Raw genomic sequence first — 10,935 nt, forward strand, 5'->3', positions numbered from 1 at the left:
CGAAGCTCGAGGTGCTTTCGATGGCCCCGACGATCGCGCGGGCGATCCACGAGGTCTTCGAGGACGGCTCGGTCACGAGCATGTTCAACGGCGCCGCCTGACCCGTCCAGTGCTCGAAAAGGGCCGCCTCGAGTCGATCGAGTCGGCCCGTTCCGCTCACTGAACGTGCGGGCGCGGCGCGGAACATGGGGGGCATGACCTCGCCGGTGCAGTCCGAGTCGGCCCGCCTGTTCGACACGAGGGCGACGACGGAGGTGCGCGGCGCCACGGGCCTCACGGCCGCATGGGACGTCGACGCGCTCGCGACCGGCGCGGTGGCCGCGTTCGCGGACTCGGTCGTCGCGCTGCTGCGCGCAGCGGACGTGGAGGCGTCCTCCTCCGTCGATGGGCCGCTCGTCGGCGCCTGGTTCCGGCAGGCCCTCAGGCCCGTCGGCTGGGAGCTGCCGTCGCCGTGGGATCCGATCGCGGGCGACTACGCGGCCGCTGACGGCTGGATCCGCCTCCACACGAACGCGCCACGGCACCGGGACGCGGCGCTCCGCGTGCTCGGCGTCGACCCGGACCGCGAGGCGGTCGCCGCCCGCGTCGCGACCTGGCGGGCGGACGAGCTCGAGACCGCCGTGGTGGAGGCAGGAGGCGCCGCCGCGACGATGCGCGAGCCGGAGGCGTGGATCGACCACCCGCAGGGCTCCGCCGCTCGCCGCGAGCCGCTGGTCGACCGCCTCCACACCGTCCCGGCGCGGACGCACTGGCATCCGGATCCGGCCAGGCCGCTCGCCGGCATCCGCGTGCTCGACCTCACCCGGGTGATCGCGGGCCCGGTCGCGACCCGGGCGCTCGCCGCGCTCGGAGCGACCGTGATCCGCGTCGATCCACCCGACTGGGACGAACCGGCCGTCGTCCCGGAGATGACGCTCGGCAAGCTGCCCGTCCGACTCGACGCCCGGACGCCCGAGGGTCGGGAGCGCCTCGGGGACCTGCTCGCGGGCGCCGACGTGCTCGTGCACGGGTACCGCCGCGGCGCGCTCGACACCATCGGGCTCGGCGACGACGACCGGCAGGACATCCGCCCCGGACTCGTGGAGGTCGCGCTCACCGCCTACGGCTGGAACGGGCCGTGGACGGGCCGCCGAGGCTTCGACTCGCTCGTGCAGATGTCGTCCGGTATCGCGGCGCGAGGGATGCGCCTCGCGGGAGCCGAGCGGCCTGTTCCGCTGCCCGTCCAGGCGCTCGACCACGCGACCGGCTGGCTGATGGCGGCGGCCGCGATCGCCGGGATCCGCGACCGGCGCCGCGGCGGGAGCGGCTCGCGCGCCACCCTCTCCCTCGCCAGGACCGCTGCGGAGCTGCTGCCTGCTGCGCCGAGAGAGGACTCGGCGCCGGAGGTGGCCGCCGGCTCGACGATCCGCACGCCGTGGGGCGCTGCAGCGCTGCTGCCGTTCCCGGTCAGGATCGAGGGCGTCGACCTCCGCTTCGATACCGGGCCCGCCCCGCTCGGCAGCGCGCCTCCCTCCTGGCCCGCGTGAGCACGATCCGCCGTCGCCGAGACCCTTCGTCGCACCGGTCGGCGCTCAGGGGGCGCTCGGCGCCTCGTGCGTCACGTGCTCGCCGACCTCGTAGACCACCGACGGCGGTCCGACGATCCGGCCGTCGGGCTCGCCCACGATCTCGTCATCGCGGTCGCGGTAGGGGAACCGCGCGAGCACCCAGCGCATCGCCTCGAGCCTCGCGCGCTTCTTGTCGTTGCTCTTCACGATGGTCCAGGGCGCCTCCGCCGTGTTCGTCGTCGCGAGCATCGCCTCCTTCGCGGCGGTGTACACGTCCCACTTGTCGAGCGAGGCGATGTCCATCGGCGACAGCTTCCACTGCCGCACCGGGTCGACCTGCCGGATCGCGAACCGGGTCAGCTGCTCGGTCCTCGAGACCGAGAACCAGAACTTGACCAGGTCGATCCCCGTCGCGGTGAGCATCCGCTCGAAGCGCGGGGCGTCCTGCAGGAAGCGCTCGTACTCCTCGTCCGAGCAGAAGCCCATCACCCGCTCGACCCCGGCGCGGTTGTACCAGGAGCGGTCGAACAGCACGACCTCGCCCGCCGCGGGCAGGTGCTGCACGTAGCGCTGGAAGTACCACTGGGTGCTCTCGCGCTCGGACGGCTTCTCGAGCGCGACGACGGAGGCGCCCCGCGGGTTCAGGTGCTCGGTGAACCGCTTGATCGTGCCGCCCTTGCCGGCGGCGTCGCGGCCCTCGAAGACGATCACGAGCCGGCGCCCCTCCGCCTTGATCCACTTCTGCAGCTTGAGCAGCTCGATCTGCAGCAGCCGCTTCTGCGCCTCGTAGTCGTCGCGGTCCATGCGGCTCTCGTACGGGTAGCCCTCGCGCCAGGTGTCGATCGCACCGCCGTCGGGGCCGACGAGCACCGGGTCGTCGTCGTCCTCGTCGAGCACGCGGAAGCCGAGGAGGTCGGAGAGGTCGACGGGGAAGGTCACGCGCGGACCGTAAGGAGTCCCGGTGAACGAACGGTGTCGCTGCGGTGCCACCCGGAGGTGTGCCACACGAACCGGGGCTGACGGAACCTGATGCTGACCAGCAGAATCGTCCCATGACCAACGGTGTGTTCATGACGGGGCGACGACGCCCCACGCTCGGAGCGCTCTACGTCTCCGCCGTCGGCGCCTTCGCCGTCCTCCTGCTCGCGCTCGTGGCCTCCGGGCTCGCGAGCCCCATGGCCGTCGCGCTCGTCGCGGTGCCGCTCGGCCCGCTCGGCATCGCCGCCGCCGCGCTGTCGCTGCCCGCCCTGTCCACGCCTCCGTCCATCGCGCTGGCCGTCCTCGTGCTCGCGGTCACGCTGGCCGTCGGCGCGGTCAACGTCATGGTCGCCGCGGCGATCGCCTACGCCGCCTCGACCCGGGTCGAGCAGATCCGCGAGCAGGCCCTCGTCCACTGAGCCTCGGGGCGGCGACCGCTCGCGGCGCGGCGGCCGGCCTGCGTTTCAGGAGGCGCGGGAGCGGAGGAGCGTGAAGGACTCGTCCCGCACGATCAGCGTCGTGACCTCGCCCGCGACCCGCTGCTCCGGGTCGCTCGACAGCGCGAGCTCCCACTCCGCGTTCGGCGCCTCCGGCACCTGGAACTCGACGCCGTTCTCTGCCGAGTTCAGCAGCAGCGCGAACGCGTCGGCGCCCGCGTGCTCGAGCACGAACGTGATCGTGCGGGCGTCCGGGTTCTCCCAGTCCTCCTGCGAGAACTCCTCGTCGTCCGACCGCTTCAGCCGGACGGCATCGACCACGCCGTCCGCAGGGGCGTACCGGTACCAGGGCGGCCGCAGCGCCGGCTGATCGTGCCGCAGCGTCGTCAGCGCCTTCGTGAACGCGAGCAGCTCCTCGTCCACCGAGTCCCAGTCGTACCAGGAGATCTCGTTGTCCTGGCAGTAGGCGTTGTTGTTGCCGCCCTGTGTGCGGCCGATCTCGTCGCCGCCGAGCAGCATCGGCACCCCGGTGGACAGCAGCAGCGTGCCGAGGAAGTTCTTCCTGACCCGCAGCCGCTTCTCGTGCACCGCGGGTTCGTCCGACGGGCCCTCCGCGCCGTTGTTGAACGACTTGTTGTCGCTCTCGCCGTCGGCGTTGTCCTCGCCGTTCGCGGCGTTGTGCTTCTGGTTGTACGACGTGAGGTCGGCGAGCGTGAACCCGTCGTGCGCGGTGACGAAGTTGACGCTGCAGAGCGGCGAGCGGCGGCTGCGCTGGTACACGTCCGGGCTGCCGAGCACCCGCTGGCTCGTCGTGCTGAGCAGGCTGTCGGCGCCGGACCAGAAGTCCCGCACGTCGTCCCGGAACTTGCCGTTCCACTCCGACCACTCCGCGGGGAAGTCGCCGACCTGGTACCCGGCGGTGTCCCACGGCTCGGCGATCAGCTTGATCGGCGCCAGCACCGGGTCCTGCAGCGTCAGGTCGAGGAACGCGCTGCGCAGCCCGACCTCGCGGCCCTGCCGGGTGAGGGTGGTGGCCAGGTCGAAGCGGAAGCCGTCGACGTGCATCTCCTGCACCCAGTAGCGGAGGGAGTCCATGATCAGCCCGAGCGCTGCCGGGTGCTGGGTGTTCAGGCTGTTCCCGGTGCCGGTCGTGTCGAAGTAGGCGTCCTTCTGCTCGTCCACCAGCCGGTAGTAGGCCGCGTTGTCGATGCCCTTGAAGGACAGGGTCGGCCCCATGTGGTTGCCCTCGGCGGTGTGGTTGTAGACGACGTCGAGGATGACCTCGAGCCCGGCGGCGTGCAGCGCCTTCACGAGCGACTTGAACTCGGCGACCTGGCCGCCGGTGTCTCCAGTGGAGCTGTAGGCGCCGTTGGGGGCGAAGAACCCGATCGTGTTGTAGCCCCAGTAGTTCGACAGGCCCTTGTCGGTCAGCGTGGAGTCCTGCACGAACTGGTGCACGGGCAGCAGCTCGACGGACGTGATGCCCAGGTCCACGAGGTGCTGGATCGCTTTCGGGTGCGCGAGCCCCGCGTACGTGCCCTGGATCTCCTCCGGCACCCCCGGCATCCGCTTCGTGAAGCCCTTGACGTGGGTCTCGTAGATGATCGTCTCCTCGAGCGGAACCCGCGGCGCGCGCGGCACCTCGTCGTCGCCCCAGTCGAACGAGCGGTCGACGACGACGCAGCGGGGCATCGCGGAGGCGGAGTCGGTGTCGTCGCGCTGCACCGGCTCGGTCATGTCGTGGCCGAACAGGCGCTGATCGAAGGTGTAGCCGCCCGAGATCGCAAGCGCGTGCGGGTCGAGCAGCAGCTTGTGGACGTTGTGCCGCACGCCGTGCTGCGGCTCCCACGGTCCGTCCACGCGCAGCCCGTACCGCGTACCGACCTCCACGCCCGGCACGAAGCCGTGCCAGGTGAAGCCGGTGCGGTTCGGCAGCACCGTCCGCGTCTCGTCCTCGCCGTCGAAGGCGCAGAAGAACACGTCGGAGGCGGACTCGGAGTAGACGGCGACGTTCGCGCCGCCCTCCACGAGGGTGACGCCGAGGGGGTACGGGAGGGAGCGGGGAGCCGGCATCGGGGAGCCTTTCGTTCGACCGCCGCACACCGTAACGACGACGCCGCGCGCCGAACTGGGCGTTCGCGGTCCGCCCGCCGGGAGTCGCCGTGTCAGCCGGGGCCGATACGGTCGGGGACCATGGACTTCCGTCATCTGGGCGCTTCGGGACTGAAGGTCTCCGAGATCACCTACGGCAACTGGATCACCCACGGCGGGCAGGTCGAGGACGACGCGGCGACCGCGTGCGTACGCGCGGCCCTCGACGCCGGGATCACGACCTTCGACACCGCCGACGGCTATGCGAACGGCGCTGCGGAGGAGGTGCTCGGCCGCGCGCTCCGCGGGGTGCGCCGCGCATCGCTCGAGGTGTTCACGAAGGTGTACTTCCCCACCGGACCGCTCGGCCACAACGACACCGGGCTGTCGCGGAAGCACATCCTGGAGTCGATCGACGGGTCGCTCGGCCGGCTCGGGATGGACTACGTCGACCTGTACCAGGCGCACCGCTACGACGCGTTCACGCCGCTCGAGGAGACGATGCAGGCGTTCGCGGACGTGGTGCGTGCGGGCAAGGCGCTGTACATCGGCGTCTCGGAGTGGACGGCCGAGCAGCTGCGGGCGGGCCAGGAGCTCGCCGGCGGGCTCGGCTTCCGGCTCGTCTCGAACCAGCCGCAGTACTCCGCGCTGTGGCGTGTGATCGAGGAGGAGGTCGTGCCGGCCTCGAAGGAACTCGGCATCTCGCAGATCGTCTTCTCGCCGATCGCGCAGGGCGTGCTGACCGGCAAGTACACGCCGGGCGCGGCACTGCCGGAGGGCACCCGCGCGACCGACGAGAAGGGCGGCGGGGCGCAGTTCGTCCGCCGCTTCCTCCGCGACGACCTCCTGGAGCGCGTGCAGCGGCTGCAGCCGATCGCGGCCGAGCTGGACCTGACGCTCGCGCAGCTCGCCGTCGCGTGGGTGCTGCAGAACGAGAACGTCGCATCGGCGATCATCGGCGCCTCCCGCCCCGAGCAGGTCGCGGAGAACGTGCAGGCCGCCGGGGTCACGATCCCGCTCCCGCTGCTCGAGCGCATCGACGAGGTGCTCGGCGACTCCGTCGAGCGCGATGCGTCGATCACCGCGCAGAACGCCCCGAAGACCCGCCTGGCCTGACCCTTCGCGGATCCGCGTTCTTCTCGCGGTTCCCCGGTTCCGAGCCGACACGCCGCCGCGCGGACGCGGTGGGCGGCGTATCAGCCGATTTCTGCGGATCCTGATCAGGATCCGTCAGCTCGTCGACGTGAAGGGCGACTGACACCGGTCATCCTTCGTTTTGTAGGGAGGATCTGCCTACAAAACGAAGGATGATCCGCGGATTGCGTCGGCCGTCGGAGGTGGGGGAGGCTGGACCTCCTGAGGAAGGAGCCGACCCGTGACCACCTCCGCCCCCGGCCGCGCGACCGTCAGCGGTGCCGTGCTCGTCGGCAGCGTGAACCTCCCCGATGTCGAGGGCGTGTTCCGCGCCGTCGCCGGCCACCTCGGCGAGCACATCGCGCACATCCCGGACGGCGAGGTGGGGGAGCGCTACTACTGGCTGCAGTTCCAGACCCGGCGCTTCGACCGCACGCCGGGCCTCGTGCGCCAGGGCGACACCCCGATCCTGATCCGCGACGAGTTCGACCAGCGCCCCTTCGCGCTCGACGGCTCGGTCGCACCGGAGGACCTCCGGTTCCCGTCGCTCGGCTACGCGGACGCGGCGATCGAGTCGTACGCGACCTTCGCGCGGCTGCAGGAGGAGGGGGTCATAGCCCCCGGAACGCGTCTGCAGGTCTCCCTCCCGACACCCGCCGGGGTGGTCGGCGTGTTCTTCGCGCCGCAGGACCGCGCCGCGATCGAGCCGGTCTACGCGCGCGCGCTCTACGACGAGGTCTCGCGGATCACCGATGCGATCCCGCACGACTCCCTCCAGCTGCAGTGGGACGCCGCGGTCGAGTTCCTCTGGCTGGAGCACCTGGTCGAGCCGTGGTGGGACGACGTGCTCGACGGCGTACTCGGCCGGCTCGTCGACGCGGCCGCCCACGTGCCGGCCGGCGTGCCGGTCGGGTTCCACCTCTGCTACGGCGACGTGGAGGAGGCGCATTTCGTCCAGCCCGCCGACGCCGGCGTGCTCGCCTCCGTCGTGCGCGGCGTGCTCGCCCGCTCGCCGCGATCGATCGCCTACCTCCACCTCCCGGTCCCGATCGAGCGCGACGACGCCGCCTACTTCGCGCCGCTGCAGGATCTCGGGCTGCCGGACGGCACCCGGCTGTACCTCGGCCTCGTGCACCACGAGGACGGCGTCGAGGGCGCGCTGCGCCGGATCGACGCCGCGTCGACGGCCGTGCCGCGGTTCGGCGTCGCGACGGAGTGCGGGCTCGGGCGAGGACCTCACGAGCGCACCGTGCCGCTGCTCGACCTGCACCGCGCCGTGCTCGAGGCCGCGGCGCACTGACATGAACACCGCCTGGACGCGGGCCCGCCCGGTGCCGGGTCCAACCGGCGGCCAGCGGTAGCGTCGGTCTGTGCGCCGCCGGAACCTCGCGATCGGCGGTGCGGCGGCCGTCGTGCTCGTCGCGGGCGGCGTGCTGGGGTGGCGCGCGATCCCCTACGTCCCGCCCTCCGGCCAGGTCGCGCAGACCACCTCCGTGACCCGGGAGAGCGCGTACCTCGCGCGCTACTGGCGGAACCCGAACCCGTCGTTCGGGGATTTCGGCGGCACCGACTGCGTCAACTTCACGTCCCAGGCGCTGCACGCGCGCGGCTGGGCGATGACCGCGGCGTGGGGCACCTCGACCGTGCTCGGCCGGCACGCCGCGACCACGAGCTGGGTCAGCTCGACCGCGTTCGCGCGCTGGCTCGCCACCCGCCCTGACCTCGCCCTCCCGCTGGGCGACGACCAGCGCGATCGGGTCCGGGTCGGCGACGTCGTGCAGTTCGACTGGGACGCGAGCGGCGACCGGGACCACACCGCGGTCGTCAGCCGCGTCCTCCAGCGATCCGGACGGACCGAGATCGAGGTCGCGGAGCACTCCCCGGCGGGCCTCCACGACGCCGTCGACGACCTGATCGCTGCGCACGGGGGCCACGGCGTGGTGCACTACTGGCATCTGCTCACGTGAGCCGAGGAGGAACCATGGTCTCGGTCGGTCTCTGCGAGGACGATCCGCAGGTGCGGCGCGTGGTCGTGGAGGCGCTCGCCGCCGTCGATCTCGACGTCGTCGTCGCGCATCGCGCCGCGGAGGCGGTCAGGGAGTTCACGCCCGACTCCGGCCTCCGCGCGATCGTGCTCGACATCGGGCTGCCGGACGGCGACGGGCGCGACCTCTGCCAGGCGCTCCGCGCCAGCGGGGTCACGGCGCCGGTCCTGTTCCTCACCGCGCGCGGGGGCGTGCACGAGGTCGTCGCCGGCTTCAGCGCGGGGGGCGACGACTACCTCGTCAAGCCGTTCGCGGTCGCCGAGCTGCAGGCGCGGGTCACCGCGCTCGTCCGCCGGGCGCCCACGCCTGCTCCCGAGCCGCGCTCCCTGCACCTCGATCCCGAGCGGTACTCCGTGCGGCACGCGGACGCGGAGGAGCGGCTCACGCCGACCGAGTTCCGACTGCTCGCGACCCTGCTGGCACGCCCCGGCGAGGTCGTCCGGCGGCGCGAGCTGATCGCCGGGGCATGGCCGGTCGGCGCCGTGGTGCAGGCGAACACCCTCGATTCGTACATGCGCCGCCTCCGCCGGCTGCTCGAGCAGGTCGGCGCGGAGCAGCGCCTGCACACGGCGCGCGGCGTCGGGTTCCGCCTGGGATGACGGACGGCCCGCTGCGATCGAGCGCGTCCGTCCGCCGCCGGCTGACCGCCGCGACCGCGGTGATCAGCACGATCGGCATGCTCGCGCTGATCGTCGTCGTGCTGCTCGTGGCGTGGGGCACGACGGACCACGAGATGGACCAGGTGCTCGAGACCCGCCTCGCCGCGGTCCGTGACGCCGTCGAGATGGTGGGCGACCGTCCGACGGTGTCCGACCCCCTCGACTCGACGTTCGACACCTCGAACTGGATCGCGGACGCCTCGGGACGCCTGATCGCCGGTCCGACGGTGCCCGCCGAGCTGCGGCAGGTCGTCGCCCGGCTCGCACGGGTCGGGTCGGGCGTCGTCGAGGTCGGTGCATGGAGGCTCGACTCGGCGCCCCTGCGCACGGGCGACGACGTGGGACGGGCGGTGGTGGCGATCGACACCGGGCCCTACCGCTCGGGGCTCGGCCGGCTCATCGCCGCCTCGCTGATCACGGCCGGGGTCGTCGTCGCCGGCGTCACGCTGCTCGCGGGGCTGATCGTGCGGCGGGCACTCGCGCCGGTCGCCGCGATGACGGCGACCGCGGTCTCGTGGTCGCACGAGCGGCCCGACCGGCGGTTCTCGCTCGGCCCGCCGCGGGACGAGATCACCGGTCTCGCATCCGTGCTCGACGGACTGCTCGACCGCGTGGACCGGGCGATCCGCGCGGAACAGCGGCTGACCGCCGAGGTCGCGCACGAGCTGCGGACCCCGCTGACCGTGATGCGCGGGGAGGCGGAGCTCGGCGCCTCGACGCCCCGCCTCCGCCGGACCGAGCGGGATCGTTTCGAACGCATCGTCGCCGCTGCGGACGACATGGGGGCCGCGATGACGACGCTGCTCGACGCGGCGCGCGGATCGGGCTCCTCCGCCACCTCCGACGTCGCGGGCGTGATCGCCATGCAGGCGTCCCGCGGCGGCCTCGCCCTGCCCGTGCGGGTCGAGCCGGTACCCGTCGGCCTCACCGCGGCCGCGCCGGCGGAGGTGCTGGGCCGCGCGCTCGGACCGCTGATCGACAACGCGGCGCGGCACGGCCGCACGCAGGTGCGGATCGCCGCCGCACAGCGCGGCGATCGCATCGTCGTCACCGTCGAGGACGATGGTGACGGGGTGCAGGAGGAAGTCGGCGACGTGTTCGAGCCCGGTGTGCGCGACGAGCGAAGCCAGGGCGCCGGGCTGGGGCTCGCGCTCGCGCGGCGCCTGGCACGCTCCGTCGGCGGCGACGCCGTGCTCGTCTCGAGGACGCCGGCGGTGTTCGGCCTCCTGGTGCCGGTGGCACCCGACAACCGGTGACGGCCCTCCGGGTCGCGCGGCATCGCCTGCCCCTGATCCTCGTCGTGGCCGCCGTCGCGATCGCCGGCTACGGGGTGCGGGTCGCCGTGCTGCTGCAGGCGGGTGGCGTCCTCGGCTCCTCCGCCTACGACGACGGCGTCTACTACGCCGCAGCAGCGTCGTTCGTGCACGGCGGGTGGCCCTACGCGGACTTCCTGTTCCTCCAGCCGCCCGCCGTCGTGCTCGCCGGTGCGCCGTTCGCCGCGATCGGCGCGGCCGTCGGAGACCCGACCGGTGTGCTCGCCGCCCGCCTGGCGTGGATCGGCGTCGGCGCGGCCAACTGCGCCCTCGTCGCGGTCCTCGCCGGCCGCAGGTCGTGGCAGGCGGGCCTGGTCGCGGGCGCCTTCGCTGCCTGCTTCTACCCGCTCGCGTACGGCGAGCGGAGCACGCTGCTCGAGCCGCTCGGCACGCTGCTGCTGCTGGTCGCCATCCTCGTCCGCCGGCGAGGCAGTGGAGGTGCGGCGCTGCTCGCCGGGGTCGTCGCCGGCGCCTCCGTCGACGTGAAGATCTGGTCCGTCGTCCCCGTGCTGGTGCTGGTCGCCTTCCCGGGGCACCGCCTCCGGTTCCTGCTCGGCGCCGTGGCCGGCGGTCTGATCGTCGCCGCGCCGTTCCTCATCAGGGCTCCGGAGGCGCTCGTGCGCCAGGTGTTCATCGACCAGCTCGGCCGGCCGCGGCTGCCGGAGGACACGTTCGCCGGTCGGCTCGTCGTGCTGACGGGTGCGGCGTTCACGAACGGCTCGGACGCCGTA

10 protein-coding genes are annotated in these 10,935 nt (G+C 72.8%); 8 read left to right on the forward strand and 2 right to left on the reverse strand.

Features of this window, described 5'->3' with window-relative positions:
- The first annotated feature begins 194 nt into the window (after window positions 1-194).
- Window positions 195-1,526, forward strand: coding sequence for a CoA transferase (locus ACFE67_RS11500; protein WP_375407016.1), 1,332 nt, complete (start codon window positions 195-197; stop codon window positions 1,524-1,526).
- Between the two features lie 45 nt (window positions 1,527-1,571).
- On the opposite strand, the gene ppk2 is transcribed toward ACFE67_RS11500, so the two are convergent.
- Window positions 1,572-2,486 (reverse strand): polyphosphate kinase 2, encoded by a 915-nt coding sequence (gene ppk2, locus ACFE67_RS11505; protein ID WP_375407017.1) that lies wholly within the window; start codon window positions 2,484-2,486, stop codon window positions 1,572-1,574.
- 113 nt (window positions 2,487-2,599) lie between these two features.
- Here ppk2 and ACFE67_RS11510 point away from each other — a divergent pair, with 113 nt between their 5' ends.
- Complete coding sequence (locus ACFE67_RS11510; protein ID WP_375407018.1) at window positions 2,600-2,944, forward strand: hypothetical protein; 345 nt, start codon at window positions 2,600-2,602, stop codon at window positions 2,942-2,944.
- 45 nt (window positions 2,945-2,989) lie between these two features.
- Here the strand turns inward: ACFE67_RS11510 and glgX are convergent, their stop codons facing one another.
- The gene (gene glgX, locus ACFE67_RS11515) at window positions 2,990-5,035 is read right to left on the reverse strand and encodes a glycogen debranching protein GlgX (protein WP_375407019.1); all 2,046 of its coding nucleotides are present in this window, start codon (window positions 5,033-5,035) and stop codon (window positions 2,990-2,992) included.
- Between the two features lie 120 nt (window positions 5,036-5,155).
- On the opposite strand from glgX, the gene ACFE67_RS11520 reads away from it, so the two are divergent.
- The 6 genes from ACFE67_RS11520 to ACFE67_RS11545 form a co-directional block, all read left to right on the forward strand.
- On the forward strand, window positions 5,156-6,169 hold the full coding sequence (locus ACFE67_RS11520; protein WP_375407020.1) for an aldo/keto reductase family protein: 1,014 nt from the start codon (window positions 5,156-5,158) through the stop codon (window positions 6,167-6,169).
- A 259-nt stretch (window positions 6,170-6,428) separates the two neighbouring features.
- Window positions 6,429-7,487 carry a hypothetical protein gene (locus ACFE67_RS11525; protein WP_375407021.1) on the forward strand — a complete coding sequence of 353 codons (1,059 nt, stop codon included), beginning with the start codon at window positions 6,429-6,431 and terminating at the stop codon, window positions 7,485-7,487.
- A gap of 70 nt (window positions 7,488-7,557) precedes the next feature.
- Window positions 7,558-8,154, forward strand: coding sequence for an amidase domain-containing protein (locus ACFE67_RS11530; RefSeq protein WP_375407022.1), 597 nt, complete (start codon window positions 7,558-7,560; stop codon window positions 8,152-8,154).
- A gap of 14 nt (window positions 8,155-8,168) precedes the next feature.
- The gene (locus tag ACFE67_RS11535) at window positions 8,169-8,831 is read left to right on the forward strand and encodes a response regulator transcription factor (protein ID WP_375407023.1); all 663 of its coding nucleotides are present in this window, start codon (window positions 8,169-8,171) and stop codon (window positions 8,829-8,831) included.
- Window positions 8,828-10,147: a sensor histidine kinase gene (locus ACFE67_RS11540; RefSeq protein WP_375407024.1), complete on the forward strand. Its 1,320-nt coding sequence runs from the start codon at window positions 8,828-8,830 to the stop codon at window positions 10,145-10,147. The genes ACFE67_RS11535 and ACFE67_RS11540 overlap by 4 nt, the downstream gene beginning before the upstream one ends.
- Window positions 10,144-10,935: hypothetical protein (locus ACFE67_RS11545; protein WP_375407025.1), on the forward strand; the 792-nt coding region annotated here is incomplete at its 3' end. The genes ACFE67_RS11540 and ACFE67_RS11545, both read left to right, overlap by 4 nt.

The organism is uncultured Amnibacterium sp., assembly GCF_964244015.1.
Lineage (GTDB): Bacteria > Actinomycetota > Actinomycetes > Actinomycetales > Microbacteriaceae > Amnibacterium.